Source organism: Halorubrum sp. GN11_10-6_MGM (genome assembly GCF_005435165.1).
Classification (GTDB): Archaea; Halobacteriota; Halobacteria; order Halobacteriales; family Haloferacaceae; genus Halorubrum.
Window position 1 is genome coordinate 43,006 of record NZ_SGUC01000003.1, and the last position, 20,513, is coordinate 63,518.

Annotated in this window: 21 protein-coding genes; 12 read left to right on the top strand and 9 right to left on the bottom strand. The window is 71.2% G+C overall.

What is annotated here, in order from left to right; all coding sequences use genetic code 11:
• Window positions 1–72 precede the first annotated feature (72 nt).
• The 4 genes from EXE46_RS02410 (at window position 73) to EXE46_RS02425 (ending at window position 4,244) form a co-directional block, all read left to right on the top strand.
• Window positions 73–294, top strand: coding sequence for a ubiquitin-like small modifier protein 2 (locus EXE46_RS02410; RefSeq protein WP_137686904.1), 222 nt, complete (start codon window positions 73–75; stop codon window positions 292–294).
• On the top strand, window positions 291–740 hold the full coding sequence (locus EXE46_RS02415; RefSeq protein ID WP_137686905.1) for a GNAT family N-acetyltransferase: 450 nt from the start codon (window positions 291–293) through the stop codon (window positions 738–740). Before EXE46_RS02410 ends, EXE46_RS02415 begins: the two co-directional genes overlap by 4 nt.
• A gap of 62 nt (window positions 741–802) precedes the next feature.
• Window positions 803–1,585 carry a 23S rRNA (uridine(2552)-2'-O)-methyltransferase gene (locus EXE46_RS02420; protein ID WP_137686906.1) on the top strand — a complete coding sequence of 261 codons (783 nt, stop codon included), beginning with the start codon at window positions 803–805 and terminating at the stop codon, window positions 1,583–1,585.
• Window positions 1,586–1,742: 157 nt separating this feature from the next.
• Window positions 1,743–4,244: an extracellular solute-binding protein gene (locus EXE46_RS02425; protein ID WP_137686907.1), complete on the top strand. Its 2,502-nt coding sequence runs from the start codon at window positions 1,743–1,745 to the stop codon at window positions 4,242–4,244.
• Window positions 4,245–4,322: 78 nt separating this feature from the next.
• On the opposite strand, the gene EXE46_RS02430 is transcribed toward EXE46_RS02425, so the two are convergent.
• The 6 genes from EXE46_RS02430 to EXE46_RS02455 form a co-directional block, all read right to left on the bottom strand.
• Window positions 4,323–4,886 carry a dihydrofolate reductase gene (locus tag EXE46_RS02430; RefSeq protein ID WP_137686908.1) on the bottom strand — a complete coding sequence of 188 codons (564 nt, stop codon included), beginning with the start codon at window positions 4,884–4,886 and terminating at the stop codon, window positions 4,323–4,325.
• A 75-nt stretch (window positions 4,887–4,961) separates the two neighbouring features.
• Window positions 4,962–6,020: an ornithine cyclodeaminase family protein gene (locus EXE46_RS02435; protein WP_137686909.1), complete on the bottom strand. Its 1,059-nt coding sequence runs from the start codon at window positions 6,018–6,020 to the stop codon at window positions 4,962–4,964.
• A gap of 20 nt (window positions 6,021–6,040) precedes the next feature.
• On the bottom strand, window positions 6,041–7,546 hold the full coding sequence (locus tag EXE46_RS02440) for a glycerate kinase (protein WP_137686910.1): 1,506 nt from the start codon (window positions 7,544–7,546) through the stop codon (window positions 6,041–6,043).
• Window positions 7,547–7,630: 84 nt separating this feature from the next.
• Entirely contained in the window at window positions 7,631–9,010 is a 1,380-nt protein-coding gene (locus EXE46_RS02445) for an NCS2 family permease (protein ID WP_137686911.1), read from the bottom strand.
• Between the two features lie 125 nt (window positions 9,011–9,135).
• Window positions 9,136–9,849 carry a phosphoribosyltransferase family protein gene (locus tag EXE46_RS02450; protein WP_137686912.1) on the bottom strand — a complete coding sequence of 238 codons (714 nt, stop codon included), beginning with the start codon at window positions 9,847–9,849 and terminating at the stop codon, window positions 9,136–9,138.
• A gap of 74 nt (window positions 9,850–9,923) precedes the next feature.
• Entirely contained in the window at window positions 9,924–10,379 is a 456-nt protein-coding gene (locus EXE46_RS02455; protein WP_137686913.1) for a hypothetical protein, read from the bottom strand.
• Between the two features lie 185 nt (window positions 10,380–10,564).
• On the opposite strand from EXE46_RS02455, the gene EXE46_RS02460 reads away from it, so the two are divergent.
• From EXE46_RS02460 to EXE46_RS02480, 5 genes are read left to right on the top strand one after another with little or no spacing between them, the layout of a single operon-like run.
• On the top strand, window positions 10,565–12,202 hold the full coding sequence (locus tag EXE46_RS02460; RefSeq protein ID WP_137686914.1) for an ABC transporter substrate-binding protein: 1,638 nt from the start codon (window positions 10,565–10,567) through the stop codon (window positions 12,200–12,202).
• A 30-nt stretch (window positions 12,203–12,232) separates the two neighbouring features.
• Window positions 12,233–13,225: an ABC transporter permease gene (locus EXE46_RS02465; RefSeq protein ID WP_137686915.1), complete on the top strand. Its 993-nt coding sequence runs from the start codon at window positions 12,233–12,235 to the stop codon at window positions 13,223–13,225.
• A gap of 1 nt (window position 13,226) precedes the next feature.
• On the top strand, window positions 13,227–14,246 hold the full coding sequence (locus EXE46_RS02470; RefSeq protein WP_137686916.1) for an ABC transporter permease: 1,020 nt from the start codon (window positions 13,227–13,229) through the stop codon (window positions 14,244–14,246).
• Entirely contained in the window at window positions 14,243–15,508 is a 1,266-nt protein-coding gene (locus EXE46_RS02475) for an ABC transporter ATP-binding protein (RefSeq protein ID WP_137686917.1), read from the top strand. Before EXE46_RS02470 ends, EXE46_RS02475 begins: the two co-directional genes overlap by 4 nt.
• The gene (locus EXE46_RS02480; RefSeq protein WP_137686918.1) at window positions 15,505–16,575 is read left to right on the top strand and encodes an ABC transporter ATP-binding protein; all 1,071 of its coding nucleotides are present in this window, start codon (window positions 15,505–15,507) and stop codon (window positions 16,573–16,575) included. The genes EXE46_RS02475 and EXE46_RS02480 overlap by 4 nt, the downstream gene beginning before the upstream one ends.
• Window positions 16,576–16,619: 44 nt before the next feature.
• On the opposite strand, the gene EXE46_RS02485 is transcribed toward EXE46_RS02480, so the two are convergent.
• Window positions 16,620–17,462, bottom strand: coding sequence for a polyprenyl synthetase family protein (locus EXE46_RS02485; protein WP_137686919.1), 843 nt, complete (start codon window positions 17,460–17,462; stop codon window positions 16,620–16,622).
• Between the two features lie 393 nt (window positions 17,463–17,855).
• Window positions 17,856–18,524: an NADPH-dependent F420 reductase gene (gene npdG, locus EXE46_RS02490; protein ID WP_137686920.1), complete on the bottom strand. Its 669-nt coding sequence runs from the start codon at window positions 18,522–18,524 to the stop codon at window positions 17,856–17,858.
• Window positions 18,525–18,637: 113 nt separating this feature from the next.
• Here npdG and EXE46_RS02495 point away from each other — a divergent pair, with 113 nt between their 5' ends.
• The 3 genes from EXE46_RS02495 (at window position 18,638) to EXE46_RS02500 (ending at window position 19,973) form a co-directional block, all read left to right on the top strand.
• On the top strand, window positions 18,638–18,943 hold the full coding sequence (locus EXE46_RS02495) for a MazG-like family protein (protein ID WP_137686921.1): 306 nt from the start codon (window positions 18,638–18,640) through the stop codon (window positions 18,941–18,943).
• An 82-nt stretch (window positions 18,944–19,025) separates the two neighbouring features.
• Complete coding sequence (locus EXE46_RS16995; protein ID WP_199234097.1) at window positions 19,026–19,196, top strand: hypothetical protein; 171 nt, start codon at window positions 19,026–19,028, stop codon at window positions 19,194–19,196.
• 63 nt (window positions 19,197–19,259) lie between these two features.
• The gene (locus EXE46_RS02500; RefSeq protein WP_137686922.1) at window positions 19,260–19,973 is read left to right on the top strand and encodes a helix-turn-helix domain-containing protein; all 714 of its coding nucleotides are present in this window, start codon (window positions 19,260–19,262) and stop codon (window positions 19,971–19,973) included.
• A gap of 34 nt (window positions 19,974–20,007) precedes the next feature.
• On the opposite strand, the gene trxA is transcribed toward EXE46_RS02500, so the two are convergent.
• A complete protein-coding gene (gene trxA, locus EXE46_RS02505) occupies window positions 20,008–20,496 on the bottom strand; it encodes a thioredoxin (protein ID WP_137686923.1) in 489 nt (162 codons plus the stop codon).
• Window positions 20,497–20,513 lie beyond the last annotated feature (17 nt).

Genomic DNA, 20,513 nt, shown 5'->3' on the forward strand with positions numbered 1-20,513 from the left:
GCTGCGGGTTGGCGAGTCCGGCCGCCCGTCGGGGACCGAGCGATTAACCCGCTCCGGGGCGCTACCGCGCCCATGGACGTGACCGTCGAAGTCGTCGGCGAGGGGACCGACGAGTACAGCCTCGCCGCCGACGCGACGTACGACGACCTGATCCGCGAGGCGGGCTACCACCCGCAGGAGGCGTCCGCGCTGGTCGACGGCTCGCCGGTCCCGGGCGACCGCGTCGTCGACGCCGAGACGGTGCGAGTCCTGCGGCTGATCAAGGGCGGAACGGGCGCCGGCGACTCGCCGTGACCGTCGAGGGAGACCTCCCCGATCCGCCCGAGGACATCGTCGTCGAGCCCGCGACCCGCGACGACCGCCTCGACGTCCTCCGGGTCCTCGACGCCGCGATGCTGGAGACCGACGCCGGCACCGTCGACGACCGGATCGCCGCGGGCGACGTCCTCGTCGCGCGCTCGACGCGGACCGGCGGCGTCGTCGGCGCGCTGGTCGCCGTGCGCCCCCGCTCCGACCGGCTCCACGTCGACGCCGTCGCCGTGCGGCGGGCGCGCCGCGGCCGGGGGATCGGCTCGGCGCTCGTCGCGGCCGCGGTCGAGCGAGCGGAGTCGGACCCCGCGATCGAGGCGGTCACCGCCGGCTTTGCTGCCGGACTGACCCGGTTCTACGAGGCGCTGGGGTTCGCGGTCGACGCCGACGGCGCGGCCGAGGGTCGGCGGACCGGCCGCCGCCCGGTGTAACCCGCCTTCGAGACAACCGGCGAACGACGCCGATAAACGGCGCGACGGCCTACGCGGCGCCAATGAGCGGAAAAGACGACTACTACAACCGATCCAAACAGCAGGGGTACCGCGCCCGGTCCGCCTACAAGCTCAAACAGCTCGACGAGGAGGCGGGCCTGTTCGACCCCGGCGACACCGTGGTCGACCTCGGCGCCGCGCCCGGGGGCTGGCTGCAGGTCGCGGCCGAGGAAGTCGGCGAGGGTGGCACCGTCGTCGGCGTCGACCTCCAGCGCATCGACGAGTTCGACGACCACGAGATCGAGACGCTCCGCGGCGACATGACCGAGGAGCGCACGCGACACTACCTGCGGGAGGCGGTCGGCGAGGGCGGCGCGGACGTCGTCGCGAGCGACATGGCGCCCAACATGACCGGCGAGTACTCCCTCGACCACGCGCGCTCGGTCCACCTCGCGCGGCAGGCGCTCGACACCGCCGACGAACTGCTCGCGCCCGGCGGCGACTTCGTCGTGAAGGTGTTCCAGGGCGAGGACCTCGACGCCTTCCGCGACGACGTGAGCGAGTCGTTCCAGTACGTGCGGACCGTCTCGCCGCCCGCGTCGCGGGACGCCTCCTCGGAGGTGTACCTCGTCGCGAAGGGGTACACGACATCGCCCGTCGCCGAGGGCGACCGGGTCGAAGTGACGGTCGAGGAGGAGGGCGACGAGGGCGACGGCATCGCCTACGTCGAGGGGTACACGCTGTTCGTCGACGCCGACGTGGGCGAGACGCTCGCGGTCGAGGTCACCGACGTCAAACCGCGGTTCGGCTTCGCGGAGCGCGTCGACCCGGACGAGTCGGACTGAGTCCGTCGGATCGGACCGGCCCGGACAGCGCGAACCGGCTCGAACTCCTCCGTCGATCTTCTCGGACTCGAACGTGCGGCCCCTCCCCGTCAGACGAGTATCAATCCGAATAATCTGACTCCGAGACTTATGTACCCCTGCCGGCGAGTGGCGACAGATGAACGGCGACGACGCACGTGACCGGTCCGATCGGGATTCCGGCGACGGGGACCGCTCGACGGTATCGACCGACTCGAACGCCACCACCGACGGCGGGGTCGAGTCCGGCGAGACGACGGCCGCCTCGCGCGCCGCTTCCGACGACGAGATCCCGGTCTCGGAGTTCCGCGAGGTCGCGGCCCGGCTCGCCGACGGCGACCTCGGGGCCCGGTTCCCGACCGAGGGGGCCGACGGCGATGCGGCGGCGCTCGCGGCGACGCTCAACGAGTTCGTCGACGGCGTCGCGGAGACGGTGTCCGCGGTCGACGGCTTCGGCGACGAGGTCGCGGGCGCGACCGAACACGTCCGGTCGAACGTCGACCGCGCGAAGGCGCAGAGCGACGAGGTGTACGCCGCGGTCGACGACATCGAGGCGGCGGCGACCCGCCAGCGCGACGACATCGCGGCCGCGACGAGCGAACTCCAGACCGTCTCGGCGGCCACCGAGGAGGTCGCCGCCTCCGCCGATCAGGTGGCCGCCACCGCGGCCGACGTCGCCGAGCGGACCGACGAGGGGACCGACGCCGCGACCGCCGCGATCGAGGAGCTCCGCGTCGTCGACGAGCGGACGGAGACCGCCCTCGACCGCGTCGAGACGCTCGAATCCGAGGTCGCGGCGATCGAGGACGTCACCGACCTGATTCAGGACATCGCCGACGAGACGAACATCCTCGCCCTGAACGCGTCGATCGAGGCGGCCCGCGCCGGGGAGGCGGGGGCCGGCTTCGAGGTGGTCGCCGAGGAGGTCAAGAGCCTCGCGGAGGAGGCGCGGGACGCGACCAGCGAGATCGAGTCGTCGATCCGCTCGGTGCGCGAGGAGACGGACGCGACCGTCGACGAGATGGCCGAGATGCGCGAGCGCGCCGACGAGGGGATTACCACTGCCGAGGAGGCGCTGGAGGCGTTCACGGACCTCGCCGCGGACGTCGAGGAGACGACGAGCGGGGTCGAGGAGATCCGCGACGCCACCGACGACCAGGCGACCTCGATCGAGGCGGTCGTCGACGCGGTCGAGTCGGTCGGTGACCTCGCCGAGGAGACGGCCGCGGACGCGGGGGACGCAACCGCGGTCGCGCACGCGCAGAAGACGTCGCTGACCGAGGTGGCCGCCGGCGCGTCGACGCTCGCCGACCGGACCGGAACGCTGGACGACGCGCTCGACGCGTACGACGCCGACGCGACCGACGACGACGACGCCGTCGTCCTCGACTTCTGGCACGCGTTCGGCGGGCGCAAAGCGCGGCTGCTCGACGAGTTCGCGGCCGAGTTCGCCGCCGAGACCGACGGGATCGCGGTCCGCCCCGCCTCGAAGGGGAGCTACCGCGGCGTGTTCGAGGCGACGCTCGCGGCGGCCGACAGGGGCGACCCGCCGGCGATCGCGCACCTCTACGAGATCGGGACGCAGCGCGCACTCGACAGCGGCGCGTTCACGCCGGTCGAGCGCCTCCTCGGCCGCGACGCCGGTGGCGTCGGCGGCTCCGGCGGCCCGGGGTCCGGCTTCTCCCCCGACGACCTGCTCGGCCCCGTGGCGAACTACTACCGGACCGACGGCGTCCTCCACTCGATGCCGTTCAACGCGTCGACGCCCGTGCTGTACTACGACCGCGCGGCGTTCGAGCGCGCCGGGTTAGACCCCGACGACCCGCCCGAGACGTTCGACGAGGTCCGCCGCTGCGCCGAGCGGCTCGTCGAGAGCGGCGCGACCGAGACGGGGATCACCTTCGCCACCTACTCGTGGTTCGTCGAACAGTGGTTCGCCGAGGCCGGCGAGCCGCTCGTCGACGCCGACAACGGGCGGGGCGGCACGCCGACCGAGAGCCGCTTCGACGGGCCGGTCGCCGAGCGGATCTACCGCTGGATCGCCGACATGGCGGCCGACGGCCTCTACCACGACCCCGGAATCGAGGCCCGCGGACAGGCCCGCGAGGCGTTCCACGACGGGCGCGCCGGGATGCTGATCGGGTCGACGTCTTCGATGGTCGGCGTTCGGGAGGGGGCCTCGTTCCCGGTCGGCGTCGGCTACTTCCCGGTCGCCGACGAGCGCCACGGCGTCGTCGTCGGCGGCGGGTCGTTGTGGGTCGCGGACGGCGCGTCGACCGCCGAGCAGCGCGCCGCGGCGGCGTTCCTCGGCTGGCTCGCGGCCCCCGAGCGGCAGGCGCGCTGGCACCGCGAGACCGGCTACTTCCCGGTCCACGAGGGCGCGGTCGACCGGCTCGACCGCGACGGGTGGTTCGACGAGAACCCCGGCTACCGCACCGCCGTGAACCAGCTCCTCGACGCGGAGGACGACGCCGCCACGACCGGCGCGCGGATCGGCCCGTTCGACACGGTCCGGACGCTCGTCGCTGAAGCGTCGGTCGACGCCCGCGAACACGGGGTCGACGACGCGCTCGACCGGCTCGCCGACAGCACCGCGCTCCAGCTGGAACGCTACGCCGAGGAGCGCGCCGACCGACCGTAGGTACGGGCTCCGACCGTCGGGTGCCGCGTCGGCCTGGCGGCTTCTCCGTCGAGACCGCGCCCTCGCCTCCGGTCCCGATCAGCGGTCCCGCCGGACCCACTCTCGAAGCGTGAACCGGTCGTACTCAGTCTCGTCCGTCACCTCCCACTCCGCCTCGTCCCACTCGGGGTAGCGCGTGTCGCCCTCGTAGCTCCCGTCGACGTGGCTCAGCGCCATCCCGTCGAGATGGGGCTGGAACAGCTCGTAGATCCCACCGCCGCCGAGGACGTAGACGGTCTCGTCCGCCGGCGTCGCCGGCGCCGGGTCGGCCTCTGCCGCGACCCGCTCCGTCCCGTCCGGCGTTGCCGCGTCGGCGACGCTCCGGGCGAGATCCCGGGCCAGCGCGAGCGCCGCCTCCACGTCGCTCGCGACGGTCGCGGTCGGCACGTCGACGGCGTCGACGCTGCGGCTCACGACGATCTGCCGGCTGCCGGGCAGGTCGTCGCGCATCGAGTCGAACGTGCGCCGGCCCAAGATCACGGGCGAGCCGGCGACGCGTTCGCGGTACTGTCTCACGTCCGCCTCGATGTGCGGCCACGGCACCTCGCCGTCCCTCCCGATCACGCGGTTCTTCGCGAGCGCGGCGACGCTGACGAGTTTCACGGGTCACGTAGGGGACCGAGGGGCAAAAGCGGCGCGTCGCCTCCGCCGCGTCGAGGCCGAGCGGCTCGTCCGACCTCAGCCGTCGAGGCCGAGCAGGTCGAACGGGTAGCCGTTGTCCAGCTCATCGGCGCGCTCGTAGACGACGCGCGCGGCCGCCACGTCTTGGATCGCGAGTCCGGTCGAGTCGAAGACGCTGACGCCGTCCACGCCGTCGGCGTCCGCCGCCGTGCCCGGCGTGCCGGGTCGGCCCGCGCGCCGACCCACGACGATCTCGCCGATCTCGCCGTAGATGTCGTCGTCGGTGAGCGTCCCCGCAGCGTACGGGACGTTGATCTCGCCGGAGTGCGTGCACTGCTCGTGGTCGTCGATGACGACCGTGGCGTCGAGCAGCAGGTCGTCCGCCAGCTCGTGTTTCCCCGCCGCGTCCGCGCCCATCGCGTTGATATGCGTGTGCTCGCCCACGTTGTCGGGGCCGACGATCGGGTCCTCGACCGGCGTCACCGTCGAGAGCACGTCGCAGTGACCGGCCTCCGAGACCGACCCGGAGCGCACGTCGAACCGGTCCTCGAAGGCGTCGACGAAGTCGGCGACGCGCTCCTCGTCGAGGTCGCTCACGACGACCTCCTCGATGTCGCGCACCGCCGCGATCGCCTCCAGCTGCGTGTACGACTGGACGCCCGCGCCGACGATTCCGAGCGAGCTCGCCTCCGGAACAGCGAGGTGGTCGGTCGCGACCGCCGCGGCCGCCCCGGTGCGTTTCATCGTCAGCGTCGTCCCGTCGAGGACCGCCAGCGGGAACGCCGTCTCGGGGTCCGAGTAGATCATCGTCCCCATCACCGTCGGGAGGCCGTGGTCCGCGGGGTTGTCGGTGTGGACGTTGACCCACTTGATCCCCGCCGCGTCCCAGCCGTCGCCGGTCGCGGTCTCCTCGCGCACGTCCTCCTCGCGGACGTCGAGGTACGCCGGCATCGACCGGAAGTCGCCGTTGTACTCGGGCAGGTCGATGTACGACTTCGCCGGCATCTTGGCGTCGCCGCGCTCGTAGGCCGTGAACGCGCCGCGGACCGCGTCGATGACCCGGTCCATCTCGGCGTTCTCGTCCACGTCGTCCGCGTTGAGGAGCAGCGTCTGCATGCCGCAGAATTTGCCAGCCGCTATTTAGTTTCTTCCGAAGACGCGCCGGGGCCCGCCGAACGCCCGCCGCCTCCGTCCGGGCGGGCGTCGCGCTCGCCGCCGGCCGCGGCCTCGTCGCGGACCACGACCGCGCGCAGGTCGTTGACGTTCGTTCCGGTCGGGCCGGTCCGGAGCAGCGCGCCCGCCCGGTCGAGAACCGGATACGCGTCGTGCGCGTCGAGCGCGTTCGCCGCCGCCTCGCGGTCCAGGGGACTCCCGGCGTCGTCCCCGACGAGTCCGTCGTCGACGAGCGCCCCCGCGGCGTCCGTGGCGCCGTCGATCCCGTCGGTGTCGACGCTCGCGACGGCGACGCCCTCGCCGTCCGGCCCCGAGGCAGCGAGTTCGAGCGCGGCCGACAGCGCGAACTCCCCGTTCGGCCCGCCCTCGCCGGGATCCTCGCCGAGCGTCACCGTCACCTCGCCGGCGGAGAGGAGGACGGCGGGCGGCGCGATCGGGTCGCCGCTCGCCCGGCACTCCTCGGCGACCGCCGCGTGGGTCTTCGCCGCCTCCCGCGCCTCGCCGCGCACCCGCGAGGAGAGCACCAGCGGCTCGTACCCCCTCGCCGCCGCGACCTCCCGGGCGGCGTCGAGGGCGGTGCGCGCGCTCGCGACGACCCGAACGTCGACGCGCTCGTCGCCGTCGAACGCGGGGTCGCCGGATTTCGGCGTCTCCGCGACGTCGCCCGCGACGCCGCGTTCGAACCGGTCCCCGACGGCGGCCGGGGCGTCGATCCCGTACCGATCGAGGACCGCCAGCGCGTCGGCGTAGGTCGTCGAGTCGGGCGAGAGCGGCCCGCTCGCGATCACGGCCGGGTCGTCTCCCGTCACGTCGCTGACCGCGAGGCCGAGGACGTCGGCGGGGGCGGCCGCCCGCGCCAGCAGCCCGCCCTTCACGGCCGAGAGGTGCTTGCGGACCGCGTTGATCTCCGAGATGGTCGCGCCGCTCGCCAGCAGCGCGTCGGTCGTCTCGCGGAGGTCGTCGAGCCCGACCCCATCGGTCGGCGCGGCCAGCAGCGCGCTCCCGCCGCCGGTGAGCAGCCCGATCACGAGGTCGCCCTCGCCGGCGTCGGCCGCGGCCTCGCGCACCCGTCGGGCGCTCTCGACGCCCGCCTCGCTCGGCGTCGGGTGGTCGCCGGGGAGGACCGCGACCCGCTCGGTCGCCACCGGGTCGTCGGTGACGACCGCGCCGCCGTCGATCCGGTCGCCGAGGAATCTCTCGACCGCGGCCGCGAAGTGGCCCGCCGCGTTGCCCGCGCCGACGACGAGGACGCGGTCGTACGCGTCGAGGCTCCGCGCCGTCGTCGCGCCGTCGACGCCCGTCACGGTCAGCCGGTCGCCGTCGACGGCGAGCGCGTCGCCGACGACCGCGGCCGGGTGCGCCGCCTCGATCCCCGCGACGACGCAGTCGAGCGCGAGCTCGCGGGCCGGGTCGCTCGCGTGTCGTTCCCGGTCGGCGACGGTCACGGTCGGGTCCGTCCGGTCCGACATCGTGACCGGACTGCGACCCGACGACTCAAGAGGGTTCCGCCGGCCCCGGTGGGCGGCGGCGACGACCGACGGCGGCTCCCCGGTTCAGAGGATGTAGCCGGCGGTCGAGAGGACGTAGTACGCCGCGAGCAGCGCCGCGATGACGTACTGGCCGAGGGCGACGTCGCGGCCCTCGCCGATCGCGAGCTTGATCAGCGGGTACGCGACGATGCCGGCCGCCAGCCCGTCGGCGATGGAGTAGGCGAACGGCATCACGGTGACCGTGAGCCCGGCGGAGACCGCCCACGCGGGCTCGGTCCAGTCGACCTCGACGAGCCCCTGGAGCATCATCACGCCGACGACGATCAGCGCGATGAAGGAGGCGTACGCCGGGATCGCGGCGACGACGGGGATCACGACGAGCGACGCGAGGAAGAGCGCGGCGACGACCAGCGCCGTCAGGCCGGTTCGACCGCCCTCCTCGACGCCCGTCGACGACTCGATGTACGTCGTCACCGTCGAGGTGCCGAGCACCGCGCCGGCGGTCGTCCCCACCGCGTCGGCCATCAGCGGCCTGTCCATGTCGGGGAGGTCGCCGTCCTCGTCGAGGAAGTCACCGAACTGCGAGACGCCGATGAGCGTCCCCGCGGTGTCGAAGAAGTCGACGAAGAAGAACGTGAACACGACCAAGACGAAGGTGAGCGGGTCGATCCCGGCGAGCCCGTCGACGAACGCGCCCGCGAGCGGCGTGATGTCGTACTGCGCGGAGGGCAGCGACTCGGGCGTGACCGCGCCGCGGGCGAACACGCCGCCGAGGGTGAGCGCCCACCCCGCGAGCGCGGTGGTGAGGACGCCGAGGATGATGGCGCCGGTGACGTTCCGCGCCCACAGCACGAACGTCAGCACGAGGCCGAGCACCCCGAGGATCGCCCACGGGTTAGCGAAGACGTTCCCGAGCGCGACGAGCGTCGCCTCGTCGTTGACGACGACCTGGAGCTCCTGAAGCCCGATGAAAAGCAGGAACAGCCCGATGCCGGCCCCGACCGACCGCTTCACCGGCTCGGGGAACAGCCGGATGACGTACTCGCGCGCGCCGACGGCGGTGAGCGCCATGAACACGACGCCCTCCACGAAGACGGCGGCCAGCGCCGTCTGCCACGGGATTCCGAGCCCCAGCACGACGGTGTACGCGAAGAAGGCGTTGAGCCCGAGCCCGGGCGCGAGCCCGAACGGCCGATTCGCGTACAGCGCCATCACGGCCGTCCCGATGGCGGCCGAGAGGATCGTCGCGATGGCGATCATCTGGAACACCTCGCCCTGCCCGTACCCCTCGATCTGGATCGCCTCCGAGAGGATCGCGGGATTCACGACGATGATGTACGACATGGCCAAAAAAGTCGTTAGGCCAGCGATAATTTCGGTACGGACGTCCGACCCGTGCGACTCCACGTCGAACCGCGCCGCCAACGCGTCTGAAAGGCCCATGTACGGATGGGTGTTCCCCGGGATCAGGTGATAAGCCTTGCTGAACGAGACCGGTTGTGATCCGTGTTCGCGGATCGAAAAACCGCCTTAGACGATTCTCCCCGAGATAGTATGCGAGAACGTGGCTACTCGAACGTCGTCAGCGCCCCGACCGGGGCGTCCGTGATTTCGCGCGCGCGGTCCATCCCCTCGTCGCCGACCGCGATGAGCGCGAACACGCCGGTGACGTCGGCGTCGCCCTGGAGCGCGATGTCTAAGAGGAGCTCCTGGGTCTCGCCCGACCGGATCAGGTCGTCGACGACCAGTACCGTGTCGCCGGCGTCGATCGCGCTCGCGGGGAGGTAGTAGGTGAGCTCGATCCCGGAGGCGAGCCGCTGGCGCGACTCGATGAACTCCTCGACGGCGGTCTCCTTCGACTTCTTCGCGTACGCCAAGCGGGCGTCGAAGAAGGAGGCCATCGCCGCGCCGAGCGTGATCCCGTCGGTCGCGGCCGTCAGCACGACGTCGGGCGACTCGAACTCGAACGTCTCCGCCGCGACGGGGGCCACCAAGTCGAGGAACGACTGGTCGAAGACGACCCCGGAGTTGTCGACGTACCCCTCGTCGTCGAACTCGACGCGCGCGACCAGCTCGTCGGCGAGCGCCTCGCGGCCGACCGACTCGACGACCTCGCTCGCGCGGTCGGTGCCGGGCAGGACGTGCCCGTTCACGTAGCGGTTCAGGTCGCCCGCGGGCAGGCCGGTCACCTCGGACAGCTCCTCGTACGTTCGCGTCTCCTTCAGCATCCGCAACACGGCGACCGCCTGTAGCTGGAGGGCCGCCTTCTCTGCGCGATTCATATCGATGATCGTGATCGCACAACTATGAATACGTCGAAGTCACACGGCGGGAGAATAACCCACGTGTGTGCCTCTCACTCTTCCGGCGCGTCGAAGAACACCGCGGGGTCGTCGATCGCGATCTCGACGTGGTCGCGGTCGTCGAGGGGGCGCAGTCGCACGGTGAGCGTCCCCGCCGCCTCAGCGGCCGCGCGCAGGGCGGCGAGGTCGTCGCTCCCGAGGTACGTCGGGACGCAGAGCGCCACCGCCGCCGCCTCGTCGGTCGCGACCACCAGCCGGTACGCGACCCCGTCGGCGGTGCCCGCGTACACGTCGACGCCGTCGATCGCGGCGTCGCCGACGGCGTCCAGCGCGGCGTCGAACTCCGACCCGGGCAACAGCACGTCGATCCGGGCGGCGTCCGCGACGGGATTCACCTGTCCCGGGTGTCCCGCGATCGCGGTCCAGCCGCGCTCTCGGTACGCCGCCGCCGTCGACTCCGCGTCCTCCTCGACCGCGCCCCACTGCGGGCCGGGATCGGCTTCGTCCATGTCGTTCGGCTACCGTCGGCGCCCCTACATATGCGTCGGTTTCCGACCGCGGCGTATCCCCGCCGCTCTGTCACCGTGAGCCGGGAATTCGGCCGGTACTTCTGTCAACGGATCGCTACCAGTCGGCCGCAAAAGGAGCCCCGTCTGCCGGTAGGTTCATAACGCTCTGTCGTATGATCTCGCCTATGCCTACTGACAACGACGATCACGTCGACAGGCGGACGGTTCTCAAGTACGCCGGAACGGCCGGTGCGGTCGGTCTCGCAGGCTGTTCCGGAAACGGCTCCGACGGCGGGGACGGGGGCGACGGCTCGGACGGGGAGGACGGGATGGACGGCGGCGACGGCTCGGACGGCGAGGACGGCTCCGACGGGGGCGACGACGCCTTCGAACTCGGCGTCACCATGGGCCAGATGGACTCCGGGCTCGACCCGCAGGACCACGCCGAGACGAACACCGAGATCATCGTCGGCCAGATGTACGAGGGGCTCCTCGACCGCGACAAGGAGGGCGGCATCATCGCCGGCCTCGCGAACGAGTGGGAGCGCACCGACTCCGGCGCGGTCCGGTTCATGCTCCGGGACGGGCTCACCTTCCACAACGGCGACGAGGTCACCCCCGAGGACGTTCGGTACAGCATCCGTCGGATCGTCTTCGAGGACGTCGGCATCGTCAGCCCGCAGTCGAACGACCTCGGCTCCGTCAGCGAGGTCACGACCGGCGACGGACAGGTGACGGTCGCCTTCGAGGGGTACAACCCGATCGCCTTCCAGCTGTTCGCGACGAACGGGCCGATCATGCAGCAGTCGTGGGTCGAAGAGAACGGCGAGGACTACATCAACCGGAACGCCAACGGCACGGGGCCGTTCCGCCTCTCCGAGTACGACTCGGGTAATCAGGTCGTCTACGAGCCCAACGAGGAGTACTGGGACGGCGCGCCCGCGGTCGACGAACTCACCATGAGCGCCTCCAGCGAGTCCAGTACGCGGGTCAACCAGCTGCTCGCGGAGGAGACGGACATCGTGACGAACGTCCCGCCGAACGAGGTCTCCCGAGTCAACGGCTCCGACGTGGCGACGATCAACTCCGTAGCGAGCGCCCGGATCATCTTCCTGCAGATGCGCTACGACGTGGAGCCGTTCTCCAGCCAGCAGTTCCGGCAGGCGTTGAACCACGCGGTCGACGTCGAGAGCATCATCGAGAACGTGCTCAACGGCTTCGGCAACATCACCGGCCAGCCGACCCTCGACGGCCACGTCGGCTACAACCCCGACATCGACCCGTACCCGTACGACCCCGACGAGGCCGAGCGCCTCGTCGAGGAGTCCGGCCACGCGGGCGTCGAGATCACCCTGGAGACGCCGATCGGGCGCTACCTCCGCGACGTCGAGATCGCGCAGGCGGCGGCCAGCCAGATCGACTCGCTGTCGAACGTCTCCTGTGAGGTCGAACAGCGCGAGTTCTCCTCGCTCGTTCAGGACGTCACCGCGCCGAACATCGAGGACCGCCCGCACTTCAACCTCCTCGGCTGGGGGAACGCGGAGTTCGACGGCAGCCAGACGCTGACGCCGCTGCTCTCGTCGAGCGGCGCGCTCACCGTGCTGGAGAACGACGAGCTCGACGGGCTGCTCGAAGACGCCGAGGCGACCGAGGACCCCGACGAGCGCGTCGAGATCCTCCAAGAGGCGAACCAGCTCGCTCACGACCTCGCGCCGTGGGTGTTCATGCACCAGCAGTTCAGCGTCTACGGCGTCTCGAACGAGATATCGTGGGAGCCGCGGGCCGACGAGTTCATCGACCCGGACACCGCCACCCAACAGTAACGCGACTCCCATCTCTCCACACCGTTATTAATGTCAATCGGCAGATTCGCACTCAAAAGAAGCCTCCAAGGGATCGGCGTCGTCTGGGGCGTCGTCACCGTCGTGTTCGCGCTCCGGTTCGTCACCCCCGGCAGCCCGATCAACGCGGTCGCGCCGCTCGACGCGTCACAGGAGACGCGACAGGCGATCGCCGCCGAGCTCGGCCTCGACCAGCCGCTGTACGTCCAGTACGGGCAGTACGTCTTCGAGCTGCTTCAGGGAGACATGGGTCGGTCGTACATCCGCGGTCAGGAGGTCACGACGCTCGTGTTCGAACGCCTTCCCGCCACCGTGGAGCTCGCCGTCGCCGCGAGCGTCGTGGCGATCGTCCTCGCGATCCCGCTCGGCGTCATCAGCGCCACCCGCCGCAACGAGCCGGTCGACTACGGCGCGACGCTGCTGTCGCTCGGGGGTATCTCGACGCCGAACTTCTGGCTCGGGATCATGCTCATTCTGATCTTCGCCGTGGAGTTCAACATCTTCAACACCAGCGGTCGCGGGGTCGACGTCGGCGACGTCGCCCTGTCGGTCGTCAACGCCGAGCCGTTCGTCGGAACGCTGTTGACGTGGCTCGCGTACATCACGCTGCCCGCGATCGCCTTGGGGACGTACTTCATGGCGCTCATCACCCGGCTGACGCGGTCGGGAATGCTCGACGAGCTCAGCAAGGGGTACGTGCAGGCAGCGCGGGCCAAGGGGCTCCCGCGGACGCTGATCCGGTACAAACACGCGCTCCGGAACACACTCATCCCCGTGATCACCGTGCTCGGGCTCCAGCTCGGGACGCTGATCGGCGGCGCCGTGATCACCGAGGCGGTGTTCTCGTGGCCGGGGCTCGGCACGCTGGTCATCGAGAGCATCAACCAGCGCGACTGGCCCGCGCTCCAGGGGAGCCTCATCGTCATCGGGACGAGCTTCGTCCTCGTCAACATCCTCGTCGACGTCGTCTACGCCTACCTCGACCCAGAGGTGGTGACTGACTAACATGGTCTCTTCACGTGTCATACGCAATCTCAAAAAGGAGTTCAGACAGAGCGGGCTCGCGAAGCTCGGGCTGGCGCTGGTGGTCCTCATCACGTTGACCGCCGTGTTCGCCCCGTTCATCGCGCCGCACAACCCGACCAACCAACAGCTCGACCAGAGCGAGCTGCCGCCGATCGGCTTCTCGGAGACGACGGAGCGGACCACCTCGCAGATGGTCGACGGCGAGATCCAGACGGTCACCGAGGAGGTCGAGATCACCGCCGACCCGGACCACGTGTTCGGCACCGACGGGCTCGGTCGCGACATGTTCTCGCGGGTGGTGTACGGCGCTCGGACCTCGCTCGTCGTCGGCGTCCTCGGCACCCTGCTCGCGGCGTCGATCGGCGTGCCGGTCGGCCTGCTCGCCGGGTACCACCGCGGGCGCGTCGACGACGCGCTGATGCGGATCGCGGACGTGAGCCTCGCGTTCCCCTCGCTCGTGCTGGCGGTCGCGCTGATCGGGCTGTGGGGCCGCGCGGCGGTGAACGTCCCCGACCCGTTCGTTGCCGCCGGGCTCGCGCCGGAGATGCCCCAGAGCTTCGTGTTGCCGATAACGGTGGTGATCGTCGTCGGCCTCGTCAACTGGGTGTGGTTCGCCCGCGTCGCCCGCGGGGAAGCGCTCTCCCTGCGCGGGCAGGAGTACGTGAAGGCGTCGCGCGCGCTCGGCGCCGACGACAACACGATCATCCTCCGCCACGTCCTCCCGAACGCGGTGACGCCGATCATCGTCCTCGGGACGGTGCAGGTGGCGGCGATCATCCTCTTGGAGAGTTCGCTGTCGTTCCTCGGCTTCTCGGGCACCACGCTGTCGTGGGGCTTCGACATCGCGCAGGGGCGCGACTACGTCTCCTCCGGTCAGTGGTGGATCGCCTCGATCCCCGGGATCGCGATCATGCTGTCCGTGATCGGGATCAACCTGCTCGGCGACTGGCTGCGTGACGCGCTAGACCCCGGTATCGAGGGCGAAGGGGGTGCCGCATGAGCGACGTAACTCCGACCGGAGCGCCCGGACCCGACGACGTGCTGTCGGTTCGGGACCTCTCGACCCGATTCTTCACGGAGGAGGGGCAGATCAACGCGGTGGAGTCGGTGTCGTTCGACCTCCGGGAAGACGAGATCCTCGGCGTCGTCGGCGAGTCGGGCTCCGGCAAGTCGGTGACCGCGCTGTCGCTCGTCGACCTCGTCGAGACGCCGGGTCGGATCACCGCGGGCCAAGTGTGGTACCGTGAGCCCGACCTCGCGGCGGAGTTCCGAGACACCGAGTCGGTGCGGGTCGACGGCGACCACGTCGACCTCCGGACCGTGCCGCCCAGCGTCCGGCGGTCGCTGCGCGGCCCCTCCTTTAGCGTCATCTTCCAGGACCCGATGAGCAGCTTCAACCCCTCGATCACGGTCGGCGAGCAGATCGCCGAGGCGGTCGAGGTGCAGCGCCGGGCGCGGGCGAACCCGCGCTCGACGCGCTCGCGGACGCAGGGGTACGGGCTCGGGAAGTACCTCCTCGACGGGATCGTCCCCGGCCGCGACTACACGAGCGAGGAGAGCATGGAGCGCGCGGTCGAGCTGCTCGGACAGGTCGGGATCCCCGACCCCGAGGAGCGCGTCGACGAGTACCCCGGCCAGTTCTCCGGCGGGATGCTCCAGCGCGCGATGATCGCGCAGGCGCTCGCCGGCGAGCCCGACGTGCTGATCGCGGACGAGCCGACGACCGCGCTCGACGTGACGATCCAGGCGCAGATCCTCAACCTGCTGAAGGAGATTCAGGCGGACCGCGGGATGAGTATCGTGCTCATCACCCACGATCTGGGCGTCATCGCCGAGATGTGCGACCGCGTCTGCGTGATGTACGCCGGCGAGGTGGTCGAGCGCGGCACGCTCGAATCGGTGTTCAACGAGACCGTTCACCCGTACACGCAGGGGCTGCTCGGCTCGATCCCCGACGTGGACGACCCGCGGGCGCGGCTCGAACCGATCGCTGGCAACGTCCCGAGCCTGATCGACGCCGAGATGGACGACCGGTGTTACTTCGCGGACCGGTGCCCGAAGGCGATGGAGGCGTGCCTCGACAAGCCGGCCGAGGCGACGGTCGACGCCGCCGCCGACCACGGCGCCAAGTGCGTCCTCGCCGAGCGCGAGTACGACCCGGCCGACGCGCTCCCCGAGGACCACTTCGGCGGTTCCGGCGACGACGCGGCCGGTTCCGACGAGGGAACTGCGGCCGCGACCGACGGAGGTGACGCCGAATGAGCGACCCGCTGCTCTCCGTCGACGGCCTGAAGAAGTACTACGCGGACGACCCGTCGTTCGTCGACCGCCTGCTCGGACAGGAATCGGAGAGCGTGAAGGCGGTCGACGGCGTCTCCTTCGACGTGCGGGAGGGCGAGACGCTGGGGCTCGTCGGCGAGTCCGGCTGCGGGAAGTCGACGACCGGCGAGACCGTGCTGCGGCTCCGCGAGCCCACCGCGGGAGAGATCACCTTCGACGGCGAGGACGTCCGCGGGATGGGGTCGCGGGAGCTGACGGAGTTCCGCCGGCGCGCCCAGATCGTGTTCCAGGACCCGTTCTCCAGTCTCGACCCGCGGATGACCACCGGCGACATCATCACCGAGGGGCTCCGCATCCACGACGTCGCGGACAGGAAACAGCGCCGCGAGACGGCCCGCGACCTGCTCGAACGCGTCGGCCTCTCGGCCGACCAGATGGACCGGTACCCACACGAGTTCTCGGGCGGCCAGCGCCAGCGGATCGGGATCGCCCGGGCGCTCGCCTTAGATCCCGACTTCGTCGTCCTCGACGAGCCGGTGAGCGCGCTCGACGTGAGCGTTCAGGCGCAGATACTCAACCTGCTCGAAGACCTCCAGGAGGACTTCGGGCTCACGTTCCTCTTCATCGCGCACAACCTCGGCGTGGTCCGTCACGTCTGCGACCGCGTCGCGGTGATGTATCTCGGGGAGATCGTCGAGATCGGACCGGTCGAGGAGATATTCGACGACCCCGCGCATCCGTACACGGAAGCGCTGCTGTCGAGCGTCCCGCGCGCGAGCACGGAGGCGCGCGACGAGGAGTTCGAGACGCTCCGCGGCGACGTGCCCTCGCCTCGGAACCCGCCCGCGGGCTGCCGGTTCCACACGCGCTGTCCCGAGGCGCGCGAGGCCTGCCGGGAGTCCGCACCGCCGGCGTACGACGTCGGCGACGGCCGAACGGCGACCTGCTTCCGGACGGACGACGGTCACGCGTACTGGGACAGCGAGCCGATCGGCGAGAACGCGGCGACAGACGAAGGAGTAGACGCCGGCGAGCCGGCCGACGACTGACCGGCCGACGACTGACCGACCGTCGGTCTCGATTGTTTTTCGTCTCAGCGCTCGCGGACGACGACGAACTCGGCGAGGTCGCGGAGGTACTCGATCGCCTCGGTCTCGGGCGGGTCGGCGTCGTCGAGCGCGGCGAGCGCGCGCTCGGACTCCTCGCGGGCGCGCTCGTCGATCTCCTCGGGAGTCAGCGACGTGACCTGAAGGACCGAGGGGCGGTCCATCTCGGCGTCTTGGCCCGTCGGCTTGCCGAGGTCGTCGGCGTCGGCGGTGGCGTCCAACACGTCGTCGCGCATCTGGAAGGCGACGCCGACGCGCTCGGCGTACTCGCCGAACGAGTCGATCGCGTGCGGCTCCGCCCCCCCAGCGACCGCGCCCAGCTCGGCGGCGGCGCGGAACAGCGCGCCCGTCTTGCGCCGGGCGAGGTCCATGTACTCGGCCTCGTTCGTCGGGCGCGCCGCGAGCTCGGTGGCCTCTCCCTCGCCGAGTTCGACCATCGCCTCGGCGACGGTGCGCATCGCGCGGGGGTCCGTCGAGAACAGCGCGAACGCCTCGCCGAGCAGGCCGTCGCTGGCGATGATCGCCGGTCCGTAGCCGAACTCGGCCCAGGCGGCGGGGGTGCCGCGGCGGACCTCGGAGCGGTCGATGATGTCGTCGATCACGAGCGAGGCGTTGTGGACGAACTCGATCCCGGCCGCGAAGTCGACCGCCGCCTCGGGGTCGCCGTCGAACGCCTCGCACGCGAGGACGGTCACCGCGGGGCGAACCCGCTTGCCGCCCGCGAGGACGACGTGACCGACCTCGTCGGACAGCTCGTCGGGCTCGACGTCGTCGATGACCGCCTCGATCCGGTCTTCGACCAGCCCGACCCGACGCTCCAAGTACTCCATCTACCGTACGGAGGAGACGGCCGCGCAAAGGCCTAACGGAACGTCCGCCGAACGGAGATTCGGACGACTGCGACGGCGTTACCGCTCGCCTGCCGACCGCGGTGGCGCGCGCCTGCGAGCGGTCGCCGGTGGCGACCGCGAAGCAGCGTCGCGCGAGGGAGTCGGCGGCGACCATCGGGAGCCGCCGACGAGGCTGGGGAGGCGTGAGGTGCTGTCGCTGTGCGGTGCGGGGCGGGACTCGAAGGGACAGCCGCGAGCCGTCGCGGCTGCCCCTTCGGCGGTCTCGGTAACGGAGCCACTCCAGACGAAAACACTCACGTACAGCCGAGCGGCTGGGGCTTCGGCGGTCGTGTCCGCATCGATCAGCGACCCACAGATGATGCGGAAATCCGCTTACCGGAACCGCACGCCCAGATCGTGTAACCCGTCGTTGTTCGCGGCCACGTTGATTAAAAGCGGCGTCAACCCCTCGATTTCGGGTGCGTTGGCGATCCCGCCGGCGTCGAGCGCGCGGAGCCCCTCGATCCCCTCGGCGACGTCCGACACCGTTCGCTTCGCGTCCTCGTCGTCGCCGATCACGAGCGTGTCGACGCCCAACTCGGCGTCGAGGTTCGCCAGCCGCGCGGCCGCGAGGTTGTGGAAGGCCCCGACGACGTCGACGCCCTCGGGCGCCGCGTCGGCGACGATCGCCGTCACCGATCCCGCGCCGGGCCTGTGGTAGTGGAACCCCTCGTCGTCGCGCTTCATCCCGGTCGCGGGCGAGACGAGCACGTCGCCGTCGTCCAGCGACTCCGCCACCGCCTCGACGGTGTCGCCGACGTGGTACGGCGGGACCGCGAGGACGATCACGCGGGCGTCGGCGGCGACCGCGGCGTTCTCCCCGCCCGCGACGGTCGCGTCGAGCCCGCGGCTCTCCAGTTCGGTCACGTACTCTTCCGCCTTGTTCTCCGCCTTCTCTGCCTCTCGGGAGCCGATCGCGATCCGGTGAGACGTGTCCGCCGCGAGCCGGAGCGCGAGCCCCTCGCCGATGTCGCCGGTGCCGCCCAGAATGGCTATTCTCATACGATCTGTGGGGCCGCTCGCGTCTTAGTGGTTGCGCGACCGGCGGTCCTCGCCACGGTCGAAGGCGACTCTAGTGCGGGGAGTTTTTCACCGGACGCGCGGAGGCCACGCCCATGGACGAGCAGGACCGCGTGGCCGCGTTCGTCGCCCAGCACGGGTTAGAGACCGACCTCGCGTACCGCGCCCTCGACGTGGAGAGCGAGGCCGGCGAGGTCGCGAAGGAGGTGTTGACCTCGACCGACTACGGGAGCGACCCGGACGCCGCCGCGGTCGCGAGCGACGAGATCGGCGACGCGCTGTTCGCGCTGCTCGCGCTCGCCGACGCCGCCGAGGTCGACGCGGACGCGGCGCTCGACGAGTCGCTGGCGAAGTACGAGGCGCGGATCACGTCGTCCGGCGACGCCGGGTCCGGGCAGTAACGCCCCGGCCGACGCCGCCACTCCGGGTCGGTAGGTGAGCACCCGGTGCGTGGTTCAAGTGTCTCGACCGCCTACCCGACGCATGGCCGACGCCCCGTCGCTCGCGCTGCGCTACGTCGCCTGCGACGCCTGCGAGACGGTGTTCGCGGTGCCCGACCCGCCCGAACGCGCGGACGCCTGCGACCGGTGCGGCGCCCGTGCCCTCCGCGAACTCCGGAGCGTCCGCGGGCCCGACGCGTACTTTTCGCCCTGACACCGCGGAGCGACTCGCTCGGCGGGGGCAAGCCTTTGTGCCCGTCGCCCTAACCTCGACCGGATGGGAACCGGAGAGCCATCGGCGGACGACGCCGCAGCCGCGCCGGACGAGGCCGGAGCCGCGCCGCGCGGCGTTCGCGCGGGCCTCGCGATCCACGGGACCGGGAACTGTCCGGTCGTCGCCGCGTCGACCGCCCACGACGGCCCGATCACCGGCGTCAACTGGACGCACGCGGGCGACACCCACACCGAGGAGTTCCGCGCTCGCGACCCCGACGCGGTCGACCGCGCGGAGGGAGTCCCGACGCCCACCGCCGTCGTCGACCTCGGAAACGAGCGGGTGTACCGATACGACCGCCCGCGCGACGGGGCGTGCGCCTGTCGGATCATCGAGGAGCTCGACTGCCCGATCGCGGACGCGCGCGCCGAGGACGGCGTCCTCCTCGTAACGCTCCACCTCCCCGACCTCGACCGCCTCCGCGACATCGTCTCGGCGCTCGACGGGGTCGCCGACCGCGTCGAGGTCCGATACCTCGTCGAGGGCGCGGCGCGCGGCGACGGGACGTCGGACCGGACCCTCGTCGACCGCGGCCGGCTCACCGACCGCCAGCGCGAGGTGCTACGCACCGCCTACCGGATGGGCTACTTCGAGCGCCCACGCGACGCCAACGCGAGCGCGGTCGCCGACGCGCTCGACATCTCGCCGTCGACGCTCGCCGAACACCTCTCGACGGCACAGCGGAAGCTCCTCGAAGAGACGCTAGACGAGGGCTGACGGCTCCCGCCGAAACACGACGGTTCGAACCGCCTTAGGCGACGTGCTCGTTGATCGCGGATTCGAGGGTCGCGCGGTCCTGCGCGCCGACGAATCGGTCGACCGCCTCGCCGTCGGCGTACAGCACGAGCGTCGGGATGCTGCGGGCGCCCAGCTGCTGTGCGACCGCCTGGTTCGCGTCCACGTCGACCTTCGCGATCGCCGCGTCGCTCTCGGCCGCGAGCGCCTCGACCGTCGGCTCCATCATCTGACAGGGTCCGCACCAGTCGGCGTAACAGTCCACGAGGACGACGTCGTGGTCGTCGACCGCGCCCCGAAGCTCGTCGGTACCGTTCACCTGGATCGGCTCGCTCGGGGTCGCCGACCCGCCGCCGTCGCCGGCACCGGACTCGGCGGCTTCGCCGAGCGTCCCCCCGTCGTCGAGCCGTTCTTCGAGCTCTCGGCGCTTCCGCTCCCGAATACGCTCGCGCTCCGTCTCCGCGTCGTCGCCCGCCGATTCGTTCCCGTCGGCTGCGTCGCTCATGCCCCAGTATTGGGTAC

What these genes read in the sequence shown, in the direction of transcription:
- EXE46_RS02440 (WP_137686910.1), bottom strand. Translation starts at nt 7,546, where the DNA reads ATGTCGGACCGGACGGACCCGACCGTGACCGTCGCCGACCGGGAACGA.
- EXE46_RS02460 (WP_137686914.1), top strand. Translation starts at nt 10,565, where the DNA reads ATGCCTACTGACAACGACGATCACGTCGACAGGCGGACGGTTCTCAAG.
- EXE46_RS02435 (WP_137686909.1), bottom strand. Translation starts at nt 6,020, where the DNA reads ATGCAGACGCTGCTCCTCAACGCGGACGACGTGGACGAGAACGCCGAG.
- npdG (WP_137686920.1), bottom strand. Translation starts at nt 18,524, where the DNA reads ATGAGAATAGCCATTCTGGGCGGCACCGGCGACATCGGCGAGGGGCTC.
- EXE46_RS02495 (WP_137686921.1), top strand. Translation starts at nt 18,638, where the DNA reads ATGGACGAGCAGGACCGCGTGGCCGCGTTCGTCGCCCAGCACGGGTTA.
- EXE46_RS02485 (WP_137686919.1), bottom strand. Translation starts at nt 17,462, where the DNA reads ATGGAGTACTTGGAGCGTCGGGTCGGGCTGGTCGAAGACCGGATCGAG.
- EXE46_RS02410 (WP_137686904.1), top strand. Translation starts at nt 73, where the DNA reads ATGGACGTGACCGTCGAAGTCGTCGGCGAGGGGACCGACGAGTACAGC.
- EXE46_RS02450 (WP_137686912.1), bottom strand. Translation starts at nt 9,849, where the DNA reads ATGAATCGCGCAGAGAAGGCGGCCCTCCAGCTACAGGCGGTCGCCGTG.
- EXE46_RS02420 (WP_137686906.1), top strand. Translation starts at nt 803, where the DNA reads ATGAGCGGAAAAGACGACTACTACAACCGATCCAAACAGCAGGGGTAC.
- trxA (WP_137686923.1), bottom strand. Translation starts at nt 20,496, where the DNA reads ATGAGCGACGCAGCCGACGGGAACGAATCGGCGGGCGACGACGCGGAG.
- EXE46_RS16995 (WP_199234097.1), top strand. Translation starts at nt 19,026, where the DNA reads ATGGCCGACGCCCCGTCGCTCGCGCTGCGCTACGTCGCCTGCGACGCC.
- EXE46_RS02475 (WP_137686917.1), top strand. Translation starts at nt 14,243, where the DNA reads ATGAGCGACGTAACTCCGACCGGAGCGCCCGGACCCGACGACGTGCTG.
- EXE46_RS02425 (WP_137686907.1), top strand. Translation starts at nt 1,743, where the DNA reads ATGAACGGCGACGACGCACGTGACCGGTCCGATCGGGATTCCGGCGAC.
- EXE46_RS02445 (WP_137686911.1), bottom strand. Translation starts at nt 9,010, where the DNA reads ATGGGCCTTTCAGACGCGTTGGCGGCGCGGTTCGACGTGGAGTCGCAC.
- EXE46_RS02500 (WP_137686922.1), top strand. Translation starts at nt 19,260, where the DNA reads ATGGGAACCGGAGAGCCATCGGCGGACGACGCCGCAGCCGCGCCGGAC.
- EXE46_RS02480 (WP_137686918.1), top strand. Translation starts at nt 15,505, where the DNA reads ATGAGCGACCCGCTGCTCTCCGTCGACGGCCTGAAGAAGTACTACGCG.
- EXE46_RS02470 (WP_137686916.1), top strand. Translation starts at nt 13,227, where the DNA reads ATGGTCTCTTCACGTGTCATACGCAATCTCAAAAAGGAGTTCAGACAG.
- EXE46_RS02455 (WP_137686913.1), bottom strand. Translation starts at nt 10,379, where the DNA reads ATGGACGAAGCCGATCCCGGCCCGCAGTGGGGCGCGGTCGAGGAGGAC.
- EXE46_RS02465 (WP_137686915.1), top strand. Translation starts at nt 12,233, where the DNA reads ATGTCAATCGGCAGATTCGCACTCAAAAGAAGCCTCCAAGGGATCGGC.